At 41.2% G+C, this 19736-nt stretch carries 29 protein-coding genes and 2 pseudogenes; 14 read left to right on the top strand and 17 right to left on the bottom strand.

Translation table 11 applies throughout. The annotated features are described in order from the left end of the window. Nucleotides 1–140: 140 nt before the first annotated feature. From ASU35_RS09890 to ASU35_RS09860, 7 genes are all read right to left on the bottom strand, one after another. Nucleotides 141–446: an SdpI family protein gene (locus ASU35_RS09890; RefSeq protein ID WP_242861254.1), complete on the bottom strand. Its 306-nt coding sequence runs from the start codon at nt 444–446 to the stop codon at nt 141–143. A 101-nt stretch (nt 447–547) separates the two neighbouring features. Beyond that, nucleotides 548–829 carry a DUF6198 family protein gene (locus ASU35_RS20935; RefSeq protein ID WP_058352860.1) on the bottom strand — a complete coding sequence of 94 codons (282 nt, stop codon included), beginning with the start codon at nt 827–829 and terminating at the stop codon, nt 548–550. Nucleotides 830–1069: 240 nt separating this feature from the next. Continuing rightward, complete coding sequence (locus ASU35_RS09880) at nt 1070–1555, bottom strand: hypothetical protein (protein WP_058352859.1); 486 nt, start codon at nt 1553–1555, stop codon at nt 1070–1072. Continuing rightward, nucleotides 1545–1844: a hypothetical protein gene (locus tag ASU35_RS09875; protein ID WP_058352858.1), complete on the bottom strand. Its 300-nt coding sequence runs from the start codon at nt 1842–1844 to the stop codon at nt 1545–1547. Before ASU35_RS09875 ends, ASU35_RS09880 begins: the two co-directional genes overlap by 11 nt. 73 nt (nt 1845–1917) lie before the next feature. After that, complete coding sequence (locus tag ASU35_RS19730) at nt 1918–2064, bottom strand: hypothetical protein (RefSeq protein ID WP_172794627.1); 147 nt, start codon at nt 2062–2064, stop codon at nt 1918–1920. A 49-nt stretch (nt 2065–2113) separates the two neighbouring features. Then, nucleotides 2114–2725 (bottom strand): sugar O-acetyltransferase, encoded by a 612-nt coding sequence (locus ASU35_RS09865; protein ID WP_058352856.1) that lies wholly within the window; start codon nt 2723–2725, stop codon nt 2114–2116. Between the two features lie 38 nt (nt 2726–2763). Beyond that, nucleotides 2764–4377 (bottom strand): spermidine synthase, encoded by a 1614-nt coding sequence (locus ASU35_RS09860; RefSeq protein WP_058352855.1) that lies wholly within the window; start codon nt 4375–4377, stop codon nt 2764–2766. A gap of 192 nt (nt 4378–4569) precedes the next feature. On the opposite strand from ASU35_RS09860, the gene ASU35_RS09855 reads away from it, so the two are divergent. Together ASU35_RS09855 and ASU35_RS20740 are read left to right on the top strand one after the other, a co-directional pair. Beyond that, nucleotides 4570–4926: a hypothetical protein gene (locus tag ASU35_RS09855; protein ID WP_058352854.1), complete on the top strand. Its 357-nt coding sequence runs from the start codon at nt 4570–4572 to the stop codon at nt 4924–4926. Further along, on the top strand, nt 4877–5005 hold the full coding sequence (locus tag ASU35_RS20740) for a 4Fe-4S binding protein (RefSeq protein WP_423229984.1): 129 nt from the start codon (nt 4877–4879) through the stop codon (nt 5003–5005). Before ASU35_RS09855 ends, ASU35_RS20740 begins: the two co-directional genes overlap by 50 nt. Here the strand turns inward: ASU35_RS20740 and ASU35_RS09850 are convergent. Then, nucleotides 5002–6123: an ISAs1 family transposase gene (locus ASU35_RS09850; RefSeq protein ID WP_058352853.1), complete on the bottom strand. Its 1122-nt coding sequence runs from the start codon at nt 6121–6123 to the stop codon at nt 5002–5004. The two genes, ASU35_RS20740 and ASU35_RS09850, sit on opposite strands and share 4 nt — an antisense overlap. 394 nt (nt 6124–6517) lie before the next feature. On the opposite strand from ASU35_RS09850, the gene ASU35_RS20735 reads away from it, so the two are divergent. After that, complete coding sequence (locus ASU35_RS20735; protein WP_083504233.1) at nt 6518–6631, top strand: ATP-binding cassette domain-containing protein; 114 nt, start codon at nt 6518–6520, stop codon at nt 6629–6631. A gap of 126 nt (nt 6632–6757) precedes the next feature. Here ASU35_RS20735 and ASU35_RS09845 read toward each other — a convergent pair whose 3' ends face one another. Together ASU35_RS09845 and ASU35_RS09840 are read right to left on the bottom strand one after the other, a co-directional pair. Continuing rightward, nucleotides 6758–7006, bottom strand: coding sequence for a type II toxin-antitoxin system RelE/ParE family toxin (locus ASU35_RS09845; RefSeq protein WP_058352852.1), 249 nt, complete (start codon nt 7004–7006; stop codon nt 6758–6760). Next, nucleotides 6996–7256, bottom strand: a complete 261-nt coding sequence (locus ASU35_RS09840) for a type II toxin-antitoxin system Phd/YefM family antitoxin (protein WP_058352851.1) — start codon at nt 7254–7256, stop codon at nt 6996–6998. The genes ASU35_RS09845 and ASU35_RS09840 overlap by 11 nt, the downstream gene beginning before the upstream one ends. A 173-nt stretch (nt 7257–7429) precedes the next feature. On the opposite strand from ASU35_RS09840, the gene ASU35_RS09835 reads away from it, so the two are divergent. From ASU35_RS09835 to ASU35_RS20210, 8 genes and pseudogenes are all read left to right on the top strand, one after another. Beyond that, nucleotides 7430–7726 carry a hypothetical protein gene (locus ASU35_RS09835; protein WP_058352850.1) on the top strand — a complete coding sequence of 99 codons (297 nt, stop codon included), beginning with the start codon at nt 7430–7432 and terminating at the stop codon, nt 7724–7726. 384 nt (nt 7727–8110) lie between these two features. Then, nucleotides 8111–8371 carry a DUF4160 domain-containing protein gene (locus ASU35_RS09830; RefSeq protein ID WP_058352849.1) on the top strand — a complete coding sequence of 87 codons (261 nt, stop codon included), beginning with the start codon at nt 8111–8113 and terminating at the stop codon, nt 8369–8371. 32 nt (nt 8372–8403) lie between these two features. Continuing rightward, nucleotides 8404–8763 (top strand): DUF2442 domain-containing protein, encoded by a 360-nt coding sequence (locus ASU35_RS09825; protein WP_058352848.1) that lies wholly within the window; start codon nt 8404–8406, stop codon nt 8761–8763. Next, the gene (locus tag ASU35_RS09820) at nt 8760–8975 is read left to right on the top strand and encodes a helix-turn-helix domain-containing protein (RefSeq protein WP_242861253.1); all 216 of its coding nucleotides are present in this window, start codon (nt 8760–8762) and stop codon (nt 8973–8975) included. The genes ASU35_RS09825 and ASU35_RS09820 overlap by 4 nt, the downstream gene beginning before the upstream one ends. Next, nucleotides 8971–9240: pseudogene (locus ASU35_RS09815) on the top strand (recombinase family protein); the annotation flags it as partial. The gene ASU35_RS09820 and the pseudogene ASU35_RS09815, both read left to right, overlap by 5 nt. A gap of 84 nt (nt 9241–9324) precedes the next feature. Then, a complete protein-coding gene (locus ASU35_RS09810) occupies nt 9325–9513 on the top strand; it encodes a type II toxin-antitoxin system HicA family toxin (RefSeq protein ID WP_058352845.1) in 189 nt (62 codons plus the stop codon). Between the two features lie 26 nt (nt 9514–9539). Then, nucleotides 9540–9944 carry a type II toxin-antitoxin system HicB family antitoxin gene (locus tag ASU35_RS09805; RefSeq protein WP_058352844.1) on the top strand — a complete coding sequence of 135 codons (405 nt, stop codon included), beginning with the start codon at nt 9540–9542 and terminating at the stop codon, nt 9942–9944. Nucleotides 9945–9956: 12 nt separating this feature from the next. Then, on the top strand, nt 9957–10145 hold the full coding sequence (locus tag ASU35_RS20210) for a recombinase family protein (protein WP_058352843.1): 189 nt from the start codon (nt 9957–9959) through the stop codon (nt 10143–10145). 632 nt (nt 10146–10777) lie between these two features. Here the strand turns inward: ASU35_RS20210 and ASU35_RS09790 are convergent. The 7 genes and pseudogenes from ASU35_RS09790 to rho all read right to left on the bottom strand — a co-directional run bounded on the left by ASU35_RS09790 (nt 10778) and on the right by rho (nt 16887). Continuing rightward, nucleotides 10778–11080, bottom strand: coding sequence for a type II toxin-antitoxin system RelE/ParE family toxin (locus ASU35_RS09790; RefSeq protein WP_147525421.1), 303 nt, complete (start codon nt 11078–11080; stop codon nt 10778–10780). Next, nucleotides 11073–11336, bottom strand: coding sequence for a type II toxin-antitoxin system prevent-host-death family antitoxin (locus tag ASU35_RS09785; RefSeq protein WP_058352841.1), 264 nt, complete (start codon nt 11334–11336; stop codon nt 11073–11075). Before ASU35_RS09785 ends, ASU35_RS09790 begins: the two co-directional genes overlap by 8 nt. A 526-nt stretch (nt 11337–11862) precedes the next feature. After that, entirely contained in the window at nt 11863–12933 is a 1071-nt protein-coding gene (prfA, locus tag ASU35_RS09780; protein WP_058352840.1) for a peptide chain release factor 1, read from the bottom strand. A gap of 30 nt (nt 12934–12963) precedes the next feature. Further along, the gene (gene prmC, locus ASU35_RS09775; protein WP_058352839.1) at nt 12964–13812 is read right to left on the bottom strand and encodes a peptide chain release factor N(5)-glutamine methyltransferase; all 849 of its coding nucleotides are present in this window, start codon (nt 13810–13812) and stop codon (nt 12964–12966) included. Nucleotides 13813–14152: 340 nt separating this feature from the next. Further along, nucleotides 14153–15067, bottom strand: a pseudogene (locus ASU35_RS09770) (DUF1385 domain-containing protein); the annotation flags it as partial. A gap of 79 nt (nt 15068–15146) precedes the next feature. Next, nucleotides 15147–15356, bottom strand: a complete 210-nt coding sequence (gene rpmE / locus ASU35_RS09765; protein WP_058352838.1) for a 50S ribosomal protein L31 — start codon at nt 15354–15356, stop codon at nt 15147–15149. Nucleotides 15357–15444: 88 nt separating this feature from the next. After that, the gene (rho, locus tag ASU35_RS09760; RefSeq protein WP_058352837.1) at nt 15445–16887 is read right to left on the bottom strand and encodes a transcription termination factor Rho; all 1443 of its coding nucleotides are present in this window, start codon (nt 16885–16887) and stop codon (nt 15445–15447) included. Nucleotides 16888–17117: 230 nt separating this feature from the next. On the opposite strand from rho, the gene ASU35_RS09755 reads away from it, so the two are divergent. The 3 genes from ASU35_RS09755 to ASU35_RS09745 are packed head-to-tail and all read left to right on the top strand — an operon-like array spanning nt 17118 to nt 19718. Beyond that, nucleotides 17118–18269 (top strand): NAD(P)-dependent malic enzyme, encoded by a 1152-nt coding sequence (locus ASU35_RS09755; RefSeq protein WP_058352836.1) that lies wholly within the window; start codon nt 17118–17120, stop codon nt 18267–18269. Then, entirely contained in the window at nt 18266–19210 is a 945-nt protein-coding gene (gene mnmL, locus ASU35_RS09750) for a tRNA modification radical SAM protein MnmL/YtqA (protein WP_058352835.1), read from the top strand. Before ASU35_RS09755 ends, mnmL begins: the two co-directional genes overlap by 4 nt. Next, entirely contained in the window at nt 19203–19718 is a 516-nt protein-coding gene (locus tag ASU35_RS09745; RefSeq protein WP_058352834.1) for a DUF4364 family protein, read from the top strand. Before mnmL ends, ASU35_RS09745 begins: the two co-directional genes overlap by 8 nt. Nucleotides 19719–19736: the final 18 nt, after the last annotated feature.

Here is a 19736-nt window from a genome sequence, read left to right as displayed (position 1 = left end):
CTGCCAGATATTGAATTTTCAAGGTGCATAGCGAAAATTTATGTGCGAAGTTTGAGTTATGATACTGCATAATATTCTGCATCCAGTTATAATATTGGCCACATCTGCCCTCCTGCATTTTAATTAAATTGGAATTTTAATTATTTCCTACTGCCATCATCATTGAATGTGTTTTTAAGTGCTGTTTCTGTTGGAAGAATGGAAGCCAGCAAGACTGTACATTCAACAATACATATTATCAAACCAACCCATCCTATCGCATCATCACTTTTCCCATAAAATGGAATCTGTACCAATACAGTCGGAATCAACATAATCCATCCTATTTTCCACCAACGTTTACCGCAATTTTCATGAGCAAATCTCCAAGTATCCATATTCGTTTGGGAACGCCTGGAACGATACCCTACCACAGAGTTAATTCTCTTTGGATAATGTTTCCACATATACCAACCTGCAATAATCATTGTGAGAGAATATAACATATTGCATACAAACATAAACCACCAAAACCACATAGCATTTATTCTCCTTTACAAACTCATATTTATCTCATATCTGCATGAACCCGATTTTTTAACGTATCTACCACCTGCTGCAAAACTATTCCGGAAATCAAAATAGTAACTACCGTGCACGCCCCTATTGTTCCGCCCAGAAACAAACCGATTGTAACACACGCAATGTCTAACACCATCCGAACATACCTCGTTTGCCAATGATTACGACTTTCCAAGGCAAAAGTCAGTGCCTCATAAGAGCCTCTTCCAATATCGGCATAAGAATACACCCCAGAACCAACAGCCAGAAGTATAATTCCCAGTACCATCAGAATAAAGTTAAGTCAGCAAAGGCACCTACAAAAATACTATATATGATTTGATAAAGAAATGTTCCCCAGCTTATCTGTTTTCTATCATGGCCTTTACCTCTAATCCAACAGCTCCAGCAGTTCATAAACTCTGGCTTTTGTCATTTCTGCTGCCTTTTGGTTCATAACCATTGACTGCATGGTTCCACCCTTATACTCAGCACCGGCTTCGGCAACCGCCTGCTCCTTTTTCGCAATCTACTCCCGTTCCTTGACCGTCAGGGAGCTCATCGTTTCCGCATCCTGAGTTTGCTTCAAAACACCCCACAGCTCATTTAACGTAAAATCCCACAGCTCGTATAAGTCCTGTGTTTTTTCATTGTACTCTGTTTGGGTAAGTGTGTCATTCTTAATCGAATTTTCCATAGAAGCTGCACTCTCCTCCGTAACAGCTATACTCTTTTTAAAAAGCTCTACAACATCATAGCTTGAAAAACCATATTGGTGGACTTCATTATTTAAAGCATAAAATGGAAGCTCTCTATCTGTAGTATCTGAAAGCTCATAATAGCCAACCCAGCTTCTGAATTCCTCCGGAAGTTCTGCAATAGGAGCCCCTGGCAGATAAAGCAAAATATTTTCCGCATCCTCCAGGCCATATGCCGTAATGTAACAAACCCGCATATCATCCTCAATTTCCTCTTTTCCCACTTCCTCTTCGTAGTTCAGTTCACTAATCTGCATGGAATAGGGGATAATCCTCTCCTGTCAATCCAAGCTCAGCGTCAAGATGTTCGCCAGAAAAGCTTCCATCTGCCTTAATAGTCAGCTTTGTCTCCCAGCTTCCGGCACCGCTGGAAAAACAAAACTCAAGCCTGGTAAGGTCTGCAAAGGAAACTGTCGCTTCTTCTTCAATAGTCTTGGTTTCGGGACTTGTAGTATGTAGTGGCTTATCCGGCTCCTTATTTCCACAGCTGCATATAAAAAGTGCCATAGTCCCGGCTAATATAAGTGCTATTATTTTCTTTTTCATATTTTTATTTCTCCCCTAAAAACCCTTTTTACCAAGGTACTAATCTGGTAAAAAGGGCTCTTCTTAATGATATTTATATCTGTCTGTTTTTTGGTTCTACTGCTTCCGACCTGATATTATGGGTCTGATTCTGATTTTCTGGTTTTACCTTTCTGGTTACACAGTTAAATTTATTCTGATTTCGCTGCTGTTCTTCTTTTTCCTGCCGCTTTTTATTCATTTCTATCACCTCACGAACAGTATGCACGAAACAGATAATTTTATTCCTATCACAAATTATCGTAATCAATTTTTCTGTCTTTAAAATAATATTCCCTGTCATGTTCATTCACTTCCCGAAGCACTCTGCAGGGATTTCCTACAGCAACAACATTATCCGGCAAGTCCTTTGTAACAACACTTCCTGCACCAACTACCACATTATCACCTATCCTAATGCCTGGAACAATCACAACACCTGCACCTATCCAGCAGTTTCTTCCAATGTAAACAGGAGCATTGTACTGGTATCCTTTTTCCCGCAGTTCCGGTAAAATAGGATGACCTGCCGTTGCAACTGTAACATTTGGTCCAAACATGGTGTAATCCTCGACATAAATGTGAGTATCATCAACAAGGGTAAGATTAAAATTAGCATATATTCCCTTGCCGAAATGTACATGATGACCGCCCCAGTTAGTATGCAGCGGTGGCTCTATATAACAGCCCTCTCCAATCTCAGCAAACATTTCCTTGAGCATCTGTGTCCGCTTCTCACCCTCCAGGGGGCGGGTAGCATTAAAATCATAGAGCTTTTCAAGACAAAGCAGCTGTTCTTTCATAATTTCTTCCGCATTCGGGTAATATAATTCGCAGTTGTGCATTTTTTCCTTCATAATCATCCTCCTAATTAATGGCATCAGGTAAATGCCTCCATAAACTATAGCTGCTCCAGCAGGGCAGATATTCCACCCTCTTCATAAATATTACGGTAATATTCCACTTCATTTTTAATCAGCTCATCAATCACTTTCATTCCCAAAAGCTCCACTGGGGCCTTATCATCTACCATCAGATAATTCCCCTGTTCATACGCAACAAGCTCCTTTTCTATTCTATCCATCATAGCCAGAAGCTCTTCATTTTCTTCTAGCCTAAGATTATTCTCAAAATACTTCAGCATATCCGGATTATTGGAAGCAAAAAGCTCCCGATTTGTTGAAGCTGCCACATCCACCGTATATACCTCGGAAAATACCTTAGAAATGGTGTCTGCCAGATACTGATTGATATTGCCTTCTTTCGTTCCACGCATATTCATATTTACAATCATAACGCCGTCATCGGTTAAATGCTCCCTCACAAGACGGAAAAATTCAACGGATGACATCTGGAAGGGAACGGTAATATCCTGGTACGCATCTACCATGATTAGATCATATTTATCCTCAATTACATTCAGATAAGCCCGTCCATCATAGGTTATCACATCGACATCCTCCGGAAGCTCAAAATATTCCACTGCCAGGTCTGTAATCTTCTGGTCAAGCTCAACACCCGTAATATTCATATTATCAAAATAACGTTTACATTGGGTTGCATAGGTTCCGGTGCCATTTCCCAGAATCAGTACATTTAATTCATCCTTCTCTTTGACACCCGTCATATAAGGGGCAGCCATTGCATAGTCATAATACATACCGGTCAGCCCCTTTTCCTTTTGATAGACGGACTGCACCCCAAAGAGCGCATTTGTAGATAATACAACCTCTCTTTCATTCTCATACACCTGAAGATAATTATAAATTGACTCCCCCTCATAGGTCAGATTCTGCTGCCAGAAAGCAAAGCTATTGTTATGCCCAAATACACAGCATACAATAAAAAGAAGGATTCCAACCGGCACCTTCTTCATCTGCCTGGGATGAACCTTCGAGGACACAAAGTAAATCACAGATAAGGCAAGCAATATTCCCGCAAAAATCAGAAAGGTAATTGATGTCCCTACTGCCGGAATGCTGATAAAGGTCGGCACAAAGGTTCCTATAATACTGCCAATCGTATTTGCTGCATTCAAATTACCTACTAGCCGTCCATTGTCGTCCAGATTATCAACTGTGAATTTCACAAGAGAAGGAGTCACTGTGCCAAGTAAGAACAAAGGAAATACAAAAATGACCATGCAGGCGGCAAAGCCTGCAATAATCAGGAAATTACTATTCACGGTAAATATCAATGCCGCAGATATGCCCAGAATTATATATTTACCAACGACCGGAATCGCCGCTATCCAGATGGCTGCAATAACAATTCTGCTATACAGCCTATCCGGGTTTGGATTCCTATCCGCACTACGTCCACCATAAATATTCCCTAATGCCATGGCAATCATAATCGTACCAATAATAATCGTCCATACAATCTGTGATGAGCTAAAGTAAGGTGCCAACAGCCTGCTTGCTCCCAGCTCTACCGCCATAACAGACATACCTGCAAAAAATTCTGTCAGATACAGATATATCTTATTTTTTAAGATGGGTCTTTTTTCTATCATCCTTTGCCTCACTTTCAAGATATGGAATTTCTTTTTATTTATTATATAATAACCTTATTCTTACCACAACCTTAATCTTTTTGCAGTAAATAGTGATAACAAAATCTGCAAATGTTGACACTGCATCATTTTCTTGATATGATTGGTGCAAATCTTGATTATACTACCCTAAGTTTAAGTAAGGAAGATATTGTGTTACTCGCAGTTCCTTCTTATGGCAATCGTGCATACGAAGACACATTAATCGAACTGAATGACATTGCGGAAAAATACGACTTTCAAGTGATTTCCGCCATTGCTGCTATTGCGGAGCATTCCATTATGCATCAATATGCAACAGAAGGACCAGACCCACAGGACGTGGAAGAGCTACATACCTTCTCAAAGAAAATCCTCGAAAAATTAACTGCTTACAATCCCGTTTGTGAAGCTGCCCTTCAGATACCAGGCAATCGGCCTCATAAAAAATTCGGGGTAGCAAGCCTGGTTCCAAAAGCAAATAAGAACTACAGACAGCGAAAAGTGTATTTCCTGTATGCGTTGCGTTGAACAATGCCCACAAGCAGCCCGCCACGACAAACGCATGAATGAGTATCCTTTACCAATTTTGTTTTTCACTATTTTTTAAGCTTCTAAGATTTCTTCCAAGTATTGAATTGGGCGCAAGCTAATAACAAACCTTTTCTTTCTCATTGACAACTTATGTCTTGATATCTGTGCTGGTTTCAAAATACTCAGGCTCCATTTCCTTATAATATTCAGATTTTGTGCTGCCATTTTATCTATAGTCTTATTCGCGTCTTCCCGAAAGGTTACGTCTAAATGCCAATGCATACTTTCTATACTCCAATGTCCCCTTACTGCACGACTTATCTGCTCTATATCGGCTTTCAAACTGCTTATAAAATACCGATACTCATACGTTTTTCTTCCGTCTTTCTCAATCCTTTTCTTTTCCATTCCAATACTTTTCAGCCCTTTCCACTCCTTCTTCCGACTTAACCAATGGATGTCCTCTGTCTGATAATACTCCCGTATTTCGATTTGTCCATGGGCTTTTTCCTCCGTCCTTTTATAATTCCCGCTTTTCCGAATCTCTCTTAAAAATTCTTCCTTTTCAAAATATTCCGTAACATCTTCATACATACTGCTTTGATTTTTCTTCAACGCCAGTACATAATCCGCCCGTTTCTGTCTGATTTTTTCTGCGATTGCGGTCTGAGTTCCCATGGCATCAATTGTTATAATCTGTCCTTTGATCTGTATCTGATTCAACAACTCAGGGATTGCTGTTATTTCATTACTTTTTTGCTCCACTGCCTTTTGTCCCAAACAGAACCCATCCTCTTTACTCCATGCTGAAACAACATGCGAAGGTTTTTCCTCTCCACGTTTGTTCGAACGCATGGTTTTCCCATCAATACAGATGATTTTTTTCAGTAATTCGCCATCCTTTCGATTCAGCCGTTCCTGCCATTTTCCATAAAGCTGTTGCAGAATTTCTGGTGCAATCATTCCCATCACCCGTCGAATCGTATCATGCGATGGCACCCCATTCTTCAATTCGATATACTTTCGAAGATAATCCTGATAGTTTTCTGCAAACAATGCCATTTCGACCCAATCATCTGCATTTGCAAGTGTGGCAAAAAGCACAATTACGAGAATATCTTTTAGCTTGTGACAAACTTTTCTCTGTTGACGGTTATCCTCAATGTATTCCATCCAATCTAATAATTCCTGCATTTTCTAACACCCCTTTTCTTTTCATTTTACCAGAAAAGGGACGTGTTCACAATTTATTTACTCATGCGTTTGTCGTGGCAGCCCGCAAAGTGGATGACGCTATGGTTTCAGCTCTCCGTTTTGCTTCATTCCCGCCTGTTCACGATATTCCTTAATTTTTGTTTTTAATGCCATACTACACTCCTTTTGTATCCATCACATAAAAAATAATGGTACGAACAACCGCTATCACAACCATTAGTAACATGATGATGTACCCCATCTGCAACTGATTAACAAGTTCCAGTGCACCTGTAAATTTAAGTAAAATTTGTCTTAATAATTTGTATGATAGAGTTAGTTATTTATCACAGGATGCCCCTGTTTTTGATGGAACAATAAAAGAAAATTTGGTATAGGTACTTGTTTTTCAGGTGGAGAAAAACAAAGACTTGCATTAGCACGCTTATGGTTTGAAGACTCCGAACTTGTCATTTTGGATGACGCAACATCTGCAATGGCTCATTAATTGCTGGTGCGTTTAATGCACAGTCTAATCCGGGTGTAGTCTTTAAATTCTTTTCTGCTTTCCAACAGTCAATGCGGAGCATATAGCCAGCGCTGGTATATACATCAATGCTATTGCATTGTCTCATTATAACTTACTTTGATAATTTTCCAATTGATGAAAAACACCAACCACATTTACAACTTCCACTCTCACATCAAAAATAACAACATAGTCCATCTGTGGAACAACTGCTTCATGATATCCCTTATTTGCTAAATAGATGTCTCTACTAAGTGAAAATTGAAACGGATTTGTTTCCAACCTATCATAAATACTATCAATATCGTCTAGCAGATGTTCCGCATATTCTGAAATAACCAATTTATAGCCCATACTTTGCCCTCATTTCTTTGAGTGCTGTTCTGGCATCTTTTACCTGACCTGCTTCAATCTGCTTTTCAGAAATTTCAATATCTCTATACATAGTGAGTTGTTTCATGGTAGACTCATAAATTTCCATACTCATAATAACCATATCACCATAACCATTTTTTGTAATGTAGATAGGCTCTTCTGCTTTGTGACACATATCAGAAATCTCTGATGTGTTTTTTAAATCTTTAATTGGAATAATTTGTGGCATAAATAGCACCTCCTAACTATGGATTAATTATGCCATAATTATGTTCATTTTCAATGCTTATATTACAAAAAAGCAAAATATTCCTTCCCCTACTGTATCAGCAAGTTGATTTCTAAGGCAAAGTATGATGCCATATACATATCCAAATGCATTTACGAAAGAAGGAAATTTATATGGGACGTCATACTCCATATACAGTTTCTCTCAGTCAAGAAGAGAAAGAAAAACTTTTAGCAATGAGCAACGATAATACTCTGTCTGCACGTGTTTCCAAACCTGTTTTGATTCTCCTGACTCTGGATAATAAAAAGCTGGATTCTGAATATATCCGTTGTGGAACCTGCAGTATTTTTGTATTCGCAGAGACACTTGCGGATTACCGTCCTGTCAGTGTCCGTCGGCAGAGGACCAGCCAGGACTGGGCAGAGGAAAATTTCTTTCCGTTGAGGTTCCTAGCATTTAAGAAATAATTAAAGACATCTTGTCAATTAAATCAGATTAAAAAAAGAGCAACTCGAAATAGATAAGCTTCGACTTGACAATAATAGTGCAGAATTAAAAAATATAGAAAAAGCTATTGAATTAAGCGAAAAACTTGATAGTTTAAATGTATCATTTGATTCTTTAACTTCGGCAATGGATATTCTTTCGTCCTGTAAAGAATCTATGCAAATACAGTCTATCGAAACAATAGTAGAGCCTTCCATCACTGACGTTTCAGATAGTGTACAATCAGATGACGAAAAATGTAGTTTATAAATATCGCTATCCCTAGTATGCACGCTTCCTAACTTTATATTGTATAAATTATAGCGAATATGCTATAATTTAATTACAGTAAAGGAGATGAGGAAATGCCAACAATATGCATGTTTCGTGGAATCAAGGTATATATTAACTGGAGGGAACATCAACTGTCACAGTTCCATGCCACATATGGAGGAAAAAAAGTTATTGTTTCTATCAATGATTTGGAGGTAATGGAAGGTGGCATTCCCAGCAAGCAATTAAAAATGCTTCTTGGCTGGGCCGCTTTTCATCACGAAGAGCTAATGGAAAACTGGAAACTCGCCGAAGATATGCAGGAGCTGTTTCCTATAGAGCCACTAAAATAATAGTGGCTCTTCTAAGATGGAGGTATTTGATTATGAATAAAGATATTAATTATTATCTTTCCAGAGGCTTTGATGCCAAAGCAGCTGAATACTTTTCCAATGGCAGGAAAATTATACAGGCAGTCACAGCAAATGATGATTTTACCCTGACCCTTCATTTTGATAATGGAGAAGTCAGGCTTTTAGATATGAAACCTGTTCTGTTGCCTGGAACGGTTTTTGAACCATTCTCAAAAATAGAAAATTTTAAAAGGGTATACTTAGACAGCTCCCATTGTGTTTCCTGGGACATTGACCCCGCTATCGACAGTACCGTTGTATGGTCAAATAAGATAGATTTGTGTCCTGATAGTTGTTACATGGACAGCCAGCCAATCAAAGGAGGGATATGATGCCAGAACAATATATTATTTTGATTGATCATATGATTGAACTTAGAAAGACAAAAGGATGGACACAAAAGGACTTGTCTGCTGCCTGTGGACTAACACAATCTGTTATTGCCCGTATTGAAAGTAAAAAAAGTGTTCCTACTATCATTACGCTTCAAAGAATAGTATCTGCCCTTGATGCTACCTTGATTTTGAAAAAACAGGAGGATTGACACGGAAACTGCCGCTGTATATGTCCGTATCAGTACGGATTTACAGGGGGAGCTTTCCCCGGAGTCTCAGCTTGATAAGGCGATGGAATATGCTAAGAGTAACAGCTACTATATCCCGAAAGAATATATTTTCATGGAGCTTGGTGTCTCCGGCCGTAAAGCGGATAAGCGTCCTCAGTTCCAGAGGATGATTGCCCTGGCCAAATTAAAGGATCACCCGATTGATACGATCCTTGTATGGAAATTTAGCCGATTTGCCAGGAACTAGGAAGAAGCATTGTTTATAAATTGACATACGTGTTAATACGTGTTATAATGTAGTCATGATAAGGAAAGGAGTACGAAAGATATGCCAATGACACCTAGAGAGATGATTTCACTTCTCAAGAAAAATGGTTTTGAGACTATCAGTCAGAATGGCTCCCATGTTAAAATGAGAAATCCTAAAACTGGCAGACAGACCATTATTCCTTATCATTCCAAGTCCTTGAAAAAAGGATTGGAGCAGGAAATTTTAAAACAGGCGGGGCTCAAATAACCCCGCCACCCAAAAGGAGGATTTTTATGAATAAGTTATTTTATCCTGCTATTTTTCATATTGCAGAGGAGGGCGGCTTCTGGGTTTCTTTTCCTGATATACCGGAATGTCTTACGCAGGGAGATAATATGGAGCAGGCTTATGAAATGGCTGTAGATGCTCTTGGACTTTCCCTCTTCCCTTATTTTGAAAATAAAAAGGAGCTTCCTGTTCCTTCCAGCCCATCTGCTATTTCTGTAGATGATGGTTTCTTAGTGATTGTTGAGTTTGACATCGAATCTTACAGAAGGCGTTACAGTTCTAAGGCTGTTAAGAAAACGCTTACCATCCCAGAATGGCTCAACGAAGAAGCTATTTCTATGGGTATCAACTTCTCTCAGGTTCTGCAGGAAGCTCTGATTGCCAAAATCGACCATACAATAAGTAACTAATGGAGGCACACCATGAAAACTGCCGCTGTATATATCCGTGTCAGTACAGATAAGCAGGAGGAGCTTTCTCCGGAGTCTCAGCTTGATAAGGTGATGGAATATGCTAAGAGTAACGGCTACTATATCCCGAAAGAATATATTTCATGGAGCTTGGTGTCTCCGGCCGTAAAGCAGATAAGCGTCCTCAGTTCATATCTCTGATGATATCTTCGGTAAGCTTATTGAGCGTATTATTGAATGGATGGACGAAGTTCTGCTTACAAATCTCCCGACAGAAAAATTCAGCACAGAACAACTGGCAGAATTATACCATATGAGGTTATCTGTAGAAACTGTGTATGAAATGTTAAAAAGTATACGCATAAAATGGCAATTAATCAGAGGGTTAGTATCGGTATCTTAAAGAATGACCTAATTTACATTGTTTTGGAAAAGGATAAACAAAAGCAGGAAGCATTATTTAATAAGCTGTATGATGAAATCAGCAAAAATCTGGTACCCGTGCGTCCGAATAGGCACTACAAACGAACCAAAGGTAAAAAATGTAAAATAAACCTTTGGTCAAAAAACAGGAATGAATCTGTGATGTATGAAGATTCATTCCTGTTTTGCTTTTTCTCTTAAGTTAATGACATTGAGTAAAATCAAGGGGTTTAGCTTTCATTTTGCATGCGGCTTAGCTTGGCTGCCTGGTCGCCCTCGCGGAACAAAGGCGTCCATTACTACCCCGACCAATGCAATCAATACAAAAACTGCCAATTACCCATCATTTAGCCAGCGGAACTTCACATTTCGAAAAATAGCTTCTACTTTTTAAATAATATCAAAACTTATCAAAAACTACTCGGTGTATACCTGACAGTAACAATCACAACCATCTTCTTCGCTTCATCAATACGATAAACAATTGTAAAATTCTTTACAAAAATTTGACGGTATCCCCGATTAGCAAAAGCCCCTGTTCTTCTGATAGACCCACGATAAGGCATTTCATCCAGACTTAAAATCGCATCTTCTAAAGCATCCGCCATCTTCTCAGCAGTACCTATTTCTTTGAAATCATCTGCTATATGATTATAAATATTATCAAGGTCATCTGATGCACGCTGCAACATTTTTATTGTATATTTAACCAAAGTGTTTCCTCCTAAGTGATGCTAATGTTTCTTTCGCATCAAGTAGTATACCTGTTGCTTCATATTCCTCTTCGGCTTCTGAAATTGCATTATCAATAGCCTGTGTTTCCACTATTTGTTCATAGGTTTCTATACTCATAACAACTAAATCACCATAGCCATTCTTGGTAATAAAAATAGGCTCTTTAACTGCATGACATGCATCTGATATATCATTTGTATTTCTTAAATCCGTAATTGGTCTAATCTGTGGCATAAAGTACACCTCGCTTTCTTTGTACATTATTCTAACATAATTATATGCATTTTGCAATTTATATATGTAAAAAGAGCCATGTATTACACTTGGCGTTACTATTTACTGGCTAGCCAGTAAATGTAACATTCGCAGGCTTTATTTTGCGTAGCAAAATAAAGCCTGCTCACCATTGAATCACATTCTCCCCATCTCAATCAGCAAATGATTGGCGTGAGTATGAAAAATAACCACATGGCTCTCCTATTCTATATAAGTATCAATTTTTTTATCTGGAGTTACTACAGTCAGTTTATTCATTTCTGATACAAACTGTTTATCTTTCTCGATTTTCTTTGTCCGCAACGAATGAGGGCGATACATACATCAAAGACATTCCTATAGGGGCATAAAGTGCATCATAACTATAGCAAAAAAGACAAAGACGGGCAGAGACATGCGTCAAAGTCCGTCTTTATCATATATTTTTTGATAATTTTTCAATGACAAAAGTAAAACTAACACCATAAAATCAAGCAAATCAACCCTAATCATTCATCTTCGCCAGCTTCGCTGCCTGGTCGGCTGCAATACAAGCATCAATAATCTCCTGGATATCTCCATTCATAATCTTATCCAGCTTATACAGGGTAAGGCCGATACGGTGGTCGGTCACACGGCCCTGCGGGAAGTTATAGGTTCTGATTTTCTCAGAACGGTCGCCAGTACCAATCTGGCTTCTTCTTGCCTCAGCTTCTGCATCATGCTGCTTCTGGCACTCCATATCATAGAGCTTTGCACGAAGAAGGGCAAAAGCCTTTTCCTTATTCTGCAGCTGTGACTTTTCTGTCTGGCTGTAGATTACAATACCGGTCGGGAAGTGGGTCAGGCGTACCGCAGAATCTGTTGTATTAACGCACTGTCCACCGTTTCCGGAAGCACGCATAACGTCAATACGGATATCCTTTTCATCAATCTGGATATCTACCTCTTCTGCCTCCGGCATAACTGCAACTGTAATAGTAGAGGTATGAATACGGCCGCCGGACTCTGTTTCCGGTACACGCTGTACGCGGTGTACACCGGACTCATACTTCATAACGGAATAAGCACCCTTACCATCAATGATAAAGGTAACATTCTTCATACCACCGATGCCGATTTCTTCACATTCCACCAGCTCTACCTTCCAACGCTGGCTCTCTGCGTAGTGCATATACATACGGTAAATCTCTGCTGCAAATAAAGCAGCCTCGTCTCCACCGGCACCTGCACGGATTTCCACGATAACGTTCTTATCATCATTCGGATCCTTTGGAAGCAGGAGAATCTTTAACTGCTCCTCCAGACTTTCTACCTTTTCCTTACAGTCATTTAATTCTTCCTTGGCAAGCTCCCGCATTTCCTCATCGCTTTCTTCCTCCAGCATCTTTAAGCTTTCCTCGATGCCTTCCTTTGCTGCCTTGTATTCCTGGTATTTCTCACAAATCGGAGTCAGGTCATTCTGCTCCTTCATAAGCCGCTTAAAACGCTCCTGGTCATTTACACAGCCCGGCTCAGCCAGCTCATTTACCACCTCTTCCAGGCGGCTTACCAAATCCTCTAACTTATCAAACATGGTTCTTCCTCATTTCTCACAATTCTATCTTTATTTGCACAACTTTCCTGTTACAATGCGGTCAAGCCCCGGTAAATCCTTTTTTACCTGAACCCCCTGATAACCTGCCGCCAGCATAAGCTCTGACACCGCTTTCCCCTGATTATAGCCTATCTCAAAGGCCAGGATTCCTCCCGGAGTAAGGTAATTCTCTGCCTTCTCTATAATCCGGCGGTAAAAATACAGGCCGTCCTCTTTTCCATCGAGAGCCAGCATCGGCTCATGGAGACGTACCTCCGGCTGAAGCCCGGCAAGCTCCTTTGTCTCAATATATGGCGGATTGGAAACAATCAAATCAAAGGCTCCTTCTATTTTTTCAAACAAATCCGTTTCTATAAACTGAAGGCCATCCACTGCTGCCTCGGCTGCTCCAAGACGTCTTGCATTTTCCTTAGCAACCTCCAGGGCCTCCGGTGAAATATCGGCTCCAACGCCTGAAAGGATACCGGCCTTCAGGGCAAGGCTGATTAAAATACAGCCGGAGCCGGTACACATATCCAGCACCCGTTTCCCTTTTGCCAGGGGTAAAAGCTCCTCCACCAGGGTTTCTGTATCCTGTCGCGGAATCAGCACATGCTCGTTTACTAAAAAGGTATAACCCATAAAATCCTGCTCGCCTGTAAGCTGCTGCAGTGGAATATGTTCACTTCTTTTTTTTATCAGTGAAAAATACCTCCTCTCTGCCGCTGCATCACCTTCTTTATCACAGTGCATCAGATATTCCATGCGATTCATGGAAAAACAATGCTCCAGAAGGTAAAATGCATCTAATTTTGCTTCTTCGATACCAGCCGCAGAAAGAAGCGTCTCACCCTTTTTTAATATTGCATCAATCCTCATCGAAATACTTATCCAATGCCTTTAAAATATCATCATCGTCATCATCTACATCCGGACGGACAATGCTCTCAATTGGAATACCGGACTCTCTCTTCAGGCGTCCCTCACGGCTCTCCTCTTCTGCCAGAAGCCGTTCCCTTTCTCTTCTGGTTTCCCGGACAGTCCTGGAATTCTCAGCCTTCTTCGCAGCCCGGATTTTTGTACCGCTGACTGCCTCTGCTGCTGCCTTTACTTCCTCTGCCGCAATAACCGCCTCCGGCTCCTGTACCGCTGCTGTTTCACTGGCAGCTGTTTCCTTCGCAGTCAGCTCCTTTGCCGTCGCTTCCCTAGGTGTTTTTTCTTCCTTTTGGTAAGCTCTCCAGTCAAAAACAGCCTCTACTGATTGAATCGCTACTTCAATCATGTCATTCTCCGGCTCTCTGGTCGTCAGGCTCTGAAGCCACATACCCGGCTTACTTAGCAGATGAACCACAGCATTATCACTACGGCCGGCCAGACGTATAAACTCGTAGGATACACCGGCAATCACCGGAACCAGGAGAATACGCAGAAGCATTCTCAGTACCGCATTATCTACCCGGATTACCATGAAGAAGAAAATACTGATAAACATAACAATAAACAAAAAGCTGGTACCGCACCGTTTGTGATAACGGCTCTGGGTACGGACATTTTCCACGGTAAGCTCTTTTCCATTTTCCACACAGTTAATCGTCTTATGCTCAGCTCCGTGGTACATAAACACCCGTTTGATATCCTGCATCTGGGAAATCGCCACTACATAAAGAAGAAAAATCGCAACACGAATCAAACCCTCCACCAGGGCAAGCAGTGTCACATTATCCGTAAGCTTTGAAAAATACTCCGCAATAAAAAATGGAAGTATCATAAAAATAGCTACCGCTAAAAGGATAGACACAGCTACTGTGATTCCCATAACCACGCTTTCCGCCTTTTCCTTAAATACCTTGCCGACAGTTTCCTCCAAAGGGGAAAGCTTTTCCTCCTCTTCTTCGTAAAAGCTGGCAGAGTAGGTCAATGTTTTCATTCCTACAGCCATCGATTCCACAAAGGCACCCACACCTCGCAAAATCGGATATTTGAAAATGGAATACTTCTCAGCAATTCCATGATATTTTTCTACCTTAACCTCGATTACTTTGTCAGGCTTCCTCACGGCAACGGCATACTGCTCCTTATTTTTCATCATGACGCCCTCAATAACAGCCTGACCTCCAATACCGGATGACTTCATACACTCACCACTTTCGATTCCTGTCATTTAAAAATAGGCTGAGATCCTGTGAACCTCAACCTATTTTAACCTCATAATATTAGTTGTTCTGGTTTAAACCATACTTACGATTGAACTTATCAATAGCTCCACGAGCTGCTGCTGCCTTCTGCTGTCCTGTATAGAAAGAGTGGCACTTAGAGCAGATTTCAACGTGAATTTCTTTTTTTGTAGAGCCAGTTACAAATTCGTTACCGCAGTTGCAGGTAACCTTTGCCTGATGGTACTCTGGATGGATTCCTTCGCGCATATTTTCACCTCATTTTTAACATTTTTTATCGGTTCCAACCGATATACAGCTTGTTAATTATATCATAGGTCAAGTTGAATTGCAAGCACTAATTAAGAATTTTCACCTTGCGGATGGTCTGAACAAATTCTGCATTTGTCTTCGTCCGCACAAACATATCAATAATCCGTTCCAAGGCTTCCTCTGCCCGCATTCCACTCAAGGCCTTGTGCATCAGAAGGTTAGCTTCTGTCTCCTCCTGGTTAAGAAGCAGATCATCTCTACGGGTACTGGACTTCATCAGGTCAATCGCCGGGAAAATTCTCTTTTCCGACAAGCTTCGGTCAAGGACCAGCTCCATGTTACCAGTTCCCTTAAATTCCTCAAATACCACATCATCCATGCGGCTTCCGGTCTCTACCAGAGCAGTTGCCAGGATAGTAAGACTGCCGCCCTCTCTCATATTTCTAGCTGCACCAAAGAATCTCTTCGGCATATGAAGTGCTGCCGGGTCGAGACCACCAGAAAGCGTTCTTCCGCTTGGCTGTACTGTCAGGTTGTAAGCTCTGGCCAGACGGGTAATGCTGTCCAGAAGAATTACAACATCCTCCTTATGCTCTACCAGACGTCTTCCACGCTCAATTACCATCTCGGATACTCTCTTATGATTCTCCGGAAGCTCATCAAAGGTAGAGTAAATAACTTCTACATTCTTTCCTTCAATAGACTCCTTAATATCAGTAACCTCCTCCGGACGCTCATCAATCAGAAGGATAATCAGCTTCATATCCGGGTGGTTCGTGGTAATTGCCTTCGCTACCTGTTTTAATAAGGTAGTTTTTCCTGCCTTTGGAGGAGAAACAAGCATACCACGCTGTCCCTTTCCAATCGGAGATACTAAATCCATCATCCGCATACCTACGCTACAGCCCGAAGTCTCCAGATGTATTCTCTCATTTGGGAAAATCGGTGTCAAATCCTCAAAACGCTTTCTTCTCTGAGCCTCTCCTGGATGATAGCCATTTACAGATTTAATATACAAAAGAGCACTAAACTTCTCATTCTGGTTACGGATACGGGTATTACCTACAACGATATCTCCTGTCTTTAAATTGAACCGCTTAATCTGTGCCGGAGATACATATACATCATTCGTTCCCGGCAAAAAATTATCGCAGCGAATAAAGCCATAGCCATCTGGCATAACCTCTAAAATACCATTTTTTGTCTCTCCGCTGTCTAACTGCTCAATATCACTTGGAATACCGTCATCTCTTTCCTCATGACGGCGGTATGACGGATTGCCACTTTCAATTCTTGATCGTCTTACCTGTTCACCCGCTTCTCCCTGTGCTTCCTCCCGGACCTCTGCAGCTACCGGCGGCTTTACTTCTTCCCTTTTTTCTTCCTTCGCGGAAGTTTCCAGCGCTTCCTGACCATTTAAAGCTGTCACAAGCTCCTGTTTACGCATAGTTGAAAAATTTTTAATTCCTTTTTCCTTTGCCACTGTCTTTAGCTGCACCAGGGACATCTTCTCATACATACTATTCATCTTTTCTCCTTATCATAAATCATTGGGTTATCAACAGATTCTGTCTGCATAGTTCCATTTGAATTGTAAACTAGAATAACGAATTGTGTTACCTCTCATATTTTGCATTATACACCATAACCCAATAATTGCCAAGTTTTTTTTTAACTTGATTTCATTTTCAAGGAATGATATGATAGCTAGGATAAGATGTGTTTTGCCTAAATTTTTAGCAGAAATGAGGATGAATTATGACAAACGCAGAAAAAGCTCTCGCTCTTCATGAGGAATGGAATGGAAAAATTGATACTACCCCAAAATGTCAGATAAAATCCCGGGAGGATTTGGCAATTGCCTATACTCCGGGAGTTGCCGAGCCTTGTAAAATTATTGCCGAGGATAAGGATATGGCTTACCGCTATACAATGAAGGCCAACACTGTTTTGGTTGTCTCTGATGGAAGTGCTGTCCTCGGTCTTGGTAACATCGGTCCTTATGCCGCTATGCCGGTCATGGAAGGAAAAGCCGTTCTTTTCAAGGAATTCGCTGGAGTCAATGCCTTTCCTATCTGTCTGGACACCCAGGATACGGAAGAAATCATTCAAATTGTAAAAGCAATCGCTCCTGGTGTCGGTGGTATCAACCTGGAGGATATTTCCGCTCCACGTTGCTTTGAAATCGAAGAGCGTTTGAAAAAAGAGCTTTCTATTCCAGTTTTCCATGATGACCAGCATGGAACTGCTATCGTTGTCCTGGCTGGTATCATTAACGCCTTAAAGGTAACAGGCAAGAAAAAGGAGAACTGCTCTATCGTTGTCAATGGAGCCGGAAGTGCCGGTATTGCTATTACAAAGCTTCTGCTTTCCTATGGCTTTCCTGATGTTGTCATGTGTGATAAATCCGGTATCCTTTCCAGGTCCTCTGCTGACTTAAACTGGATGCAGAAAAATATGGTAGGGCTTACCAACCCTTCTGGCAGAACCGGTACTCTGGCTGATGCCATGAAGGGTGCCGATATCTTTGTTGGGGTTTCTGCTCCAAATATTGTCACAAAAGAAATGGTTGCTTCTATGAACAAGGACGCCATTCTCTTTGCCATGGCTAACCCGGTGCCTGAAATTATGCCCGATGAGGCCAGGGCTGCCGGAGCAAAAGTTGTCGGAACAGGACGCTCCGATTTTCCAAATCAGGTCAACAATGTTGTAGCCTTTCCTGGTATCTTTAAAGGTGCCTTAGAAGGCCGTGCAAGCCAGATTACCGAGGAAATGAAGCTGGCTGCCGCCCTTGCTATTGCAGGTCTGATAAAGGATGAGGATTTAAATGAAAATAATATTATGCCTGAAGCCTTTGACCCTGCTGTGGCTGAGGTTGTAAGCCAGGCAGTAAAGGCCCATATCCGATGAACTGGGGAGAAAAGCGGTACTATTCCCTGGATTGGTATCTTAAAAATACCTTTGGTGAAAAGGTCTATAAGGTCGCTCTGGATGGTGGCATGACCTGTCCCAACCGGGACGGCACACTGGGGAGCCGGGGCTGCATCTTCTGCAGTGCCGGCGGCTCCGGCGATTTTGCTGCCAAACGCCAGGAAAGCGTAACAAAGCAGATAGATTCAGCGATTGCAGGGATTCAAAGGACGAAAAAGACTGGCGATAAATTTATTGCCTATTTCCAATCCTATACCAATACCTATGCTCCCGTTTCCTATCTGGAACCGCTTTTTACAGAAGCCATATCCCATCCCGCCATTGTAGCCTTGTCCATTGCCACCCGGCCGGACTGCATGGATGATGAGATTCTGGCTCTCTTAAAAAAGCTGTCACAGATAAAGCCAGTCTGGATTGAACTAGGACTGCAAAGCTGCCACGATAAGACGGCTGAATTTATCCGCAGAGGGTATCCTCTGACTGTTTTTGAAAAGGCTGTCCAAGAGCTTACTGCTATTTCTATCCCAGTAATCACTCATGTGATTCTTGGTCTTCCTCACGAAACAAGGGAAGATGTATTTTCAACAATACGGTATTTAAACCATCTTCCTATCCAGGGAGTAAAGCTGCAGCTTCTCCATGTTTTAAAGGATACCGATTTAGCCGGTCTTCTTGGAACCTTTCCAATTCCTTCCATGGAGGAATATGTTTCTCTTGTCATTGAATGCCTAGAGCTTCTTTCTCCCAAAACGGTAGTCCACCGTATTACCGGTGACGGCCCACGTAGTCTCTTACTGGCTCCGGAATGGAGTAAAAACAAAAAAACGGTTATGAACCATATCAACCAGGCTCTGAGGGAAAGAGATACCTGGCAGGGAAGGCTCTACACACCACCAAAGGAGGGGGATTATTATGTCTGATGCATTAACCTTATATAAGCTGATTATCCTGTTTATACTGGACAAGGTCGATTTTCCGCTTACCAACGCCCAGCTTTCCAATTTTATCCTGGAAAAGGAATACACCAACTATTTTAATATCCAACAGGCTATCAATGAACTGGAATCCACAGAGCTCATTAAAGTGGAAACTATACGAAACAGCTCCTTATTTCGTATCACACCTGCCGGTGCCGAGACCTTAAGCTTTTTCGGTGATGAAATATCTGATGCTATCAAAGCAGATATTCTGGAATACCTAAAGAACAACCGCTATTCCCTGCGGGAAGAGGTCTCCACTCTGGCCGACTATTACGAAGCAAAAAAAGGAGAATTTATAGCCCACTGCTATGTTTGTGAAAAAGAGAGTAAGATTGTAGAAATCAATTTGAGCATTCCTACAGAAGAAGAGGCACAAGCTGTCTGTAACAGCTGGAAAAATAAAAGTGCAGAAATCTATGAATATCTGATGGCAAAATTATTACAATAATTTTGCCATAGAGAAAGG

The sequence above is a fragment of the Acetivibrio ethanolgignens genome (genome assembly GCF_001461035.1).
Lineage (GTDB): Bacteria > Bacillota > Clostridia > Lachnospirales > Lachnospiraceae > Velocimicrobium > Velocimicrobium ethanolgignens.
This window is presented reverse-complemented; position numbering and strand designations above follow the sequence as displayed.

What these genes read in the sequence shown, in the direction of transcription:
- ASU35_RS09890 (WP_242861254.1), bottom strand. Translation starts at nt 446, where the DNA reads ATGTGGAAACATTATCCAAAGAGAATTAACTCTGTGGTAGGGTATCGT.
- ASU35_RS20935 (WP_058352860.1), bottom strand. Translation starts at nt 829, where the DNA reads ATGGTACTGGGAATTATACTTCTGGCTGTTGGTTCTGGGGTGTATTCT.
- ASU35_RS09880 (WP_058352859.1), bottom strand. Translation starts at nt 1,555, where the DNA reads ATGCAGATTAGTGAACTGAACTACGAAGAGGAAGTGGGAAAAGAGGAA.
- ASU35_RS09875 (WP_058352858.1), bottom strand. Translation starts at nt 1,844, where the DNA reads ATGAAAAAGAAAATAATAGCACTTATATTAGCCGGGACTATGGCACTT.
- ASU35_RS19730 (WP_172794627.1), bottom strand. Translation starts at nt 2,064, where the DNA reads ATGAATAAAAAGCGGCAGGAAAAAGAAGAACAGCAGCGAAATCAGAAT.
- ASU35_RS09865 (WP_058352856.1), bottom strand. Translation starts at nt 2,725, where the DNA reads ATGATTATGAAGGAAAAAATGCACAACTGCGAATTATATTACCCGAAT.
- ASU35_RS09860 (WP_058352855.1), bottom strand. Translation starts at nt 4,377, where the DNA reads ATGATAGAAAAAAGACCCATCTTAAAAAATAAGATATATCTGTATCTG.
- ASU35_RS09850 (WP_058352853.1), bottom strand. Translation starts at nt 6,123, where the DNA reads ATGCAGGAATTATTAGATTGGATGGAATACATTGAGGATAACCGTCAA.
- ASU35_RS09845 (WP_058352852.1), bottom strand. Translation starts at nt 7,006, where the DNA reads ATGGGCTATAAATTGGTTATTTCAGAATATGCGGAACATCTGCTAGAC.
- ASU35_RS09840 (WP_058352851.1), bottom strand. Translation starts at nt 7,256, where the DNA reads ATGCCACAAATTATTCCAATTAAAGATTTAAAAAACACATCAGAGATT.
- ASU35_RS09835 (WP_058352850.1), top strand. Translation starts at nt 7,430, where the DNA reads ATGGGACGTCATACTCCATATACAGTTTCTCTCAGTCAAGAAGAGAAA.
- ASU35_RS09830 (WP_058352849.1), top strand. Translation starts at nt 8,111, where the DNA reads ATGCCAACAATATGCATGTTTCGTGGAATCAAGGTATATATTAACTGG.
- ASU35_RS09825 (WP_058352848.1), top strand. Translation starts at nt 8,404, where the DNA reads ATGAATAAAGATATTAATTATTATCTTTCCAGAGGCTTTGATGCCAAA.
- ASU35_RS09820 (WP_242861253.1), top strand. Translation starts at nt 8,760, where the DNA reads ATGATGCCAGAACAATATATTATTTTGATTGATCATATGATTGAACTT.
- ASU35_RS09810 (WP_058352845.1), top strand. Translation starts at nt 9,325, where the DNA reads ATGCCAATGACACCTAGAGAGATGATTTCACTTCTCAAGAAAAATGGT.
- ASU35_RS09805 (WP_058352844.1), top strand. Translation starts at nt 9,540, where the DNA reads ATGAATAAGTTATTTTATCCTGCTATTTTTCATATTGCAGAGGAGGGC.
- ASU35_RS20210 (WP_058352843.1), top strand. Translation starts at nt 9,957, where the DNA reads ATGAAAACTGCCGCTGTATATATCCGTGTCAGTACAGATAAGCAGGAG.
- ASU35_RS09785 (WP_058352841.1), bottom strand. Translation starts at nt 11,336, where the DNA reads ATGCCACAGATTAGACCAATTACGGATTTAAGAAATACAAATGATATA.
- prfA (WP_058352840.1), bottom strand. Translation starts at nt 12,933, where the DNA reads ATGTTTGATAAGTTAGAGGATTTGGTAAGCCGCCTGGAAGAGGTGGTA.
- prmC (WP_058352839.1), bottom strand. Translation starts at nt 13,812, where the DNA reads ATGAGGATTGATGCAATATTAAAAAAGGGTGAGACGCTTCTTTCTGCG.
- rpmE (WP_058352838.1), bottom strand. Translation starts at nt 15,356, where the DNA reads ATGCGCGAAGGAATCCATCCAGAGTACCATCAGGCAAAGGTTACCTGC.
- rho (WP_058352837.1), bottom strand. Translation starts at nt 16,887, where the DNA reads ATGAATAGTATGTATGAGAAGATGTCCCTGGTGCAGCTAAAGACAGTG.
- ASU35_RS09755 (WP_058352836.1), top strand. Translation starts at nt 17,118, where the DNA reads ATGACAAACGCAGAAAAAGCTCTCGCTCTTCATGAGGAATGGAATGGA.
- mnmL (WP_058352835.1), top strand. Translation starts at nt 18,266, where the DNA reads ATGAACTGGGGAGAAAAGCGGTACTATTCCCTGGATTGGTATCTTAAA.
- ASU35_RS09745 (WP_058352834.1), top strand. Translation starts at nt 19,203, where the DNA reads ATGTCTGATGCATTAACCTTATATAAGCTGATTATCCTGTTTATACTG.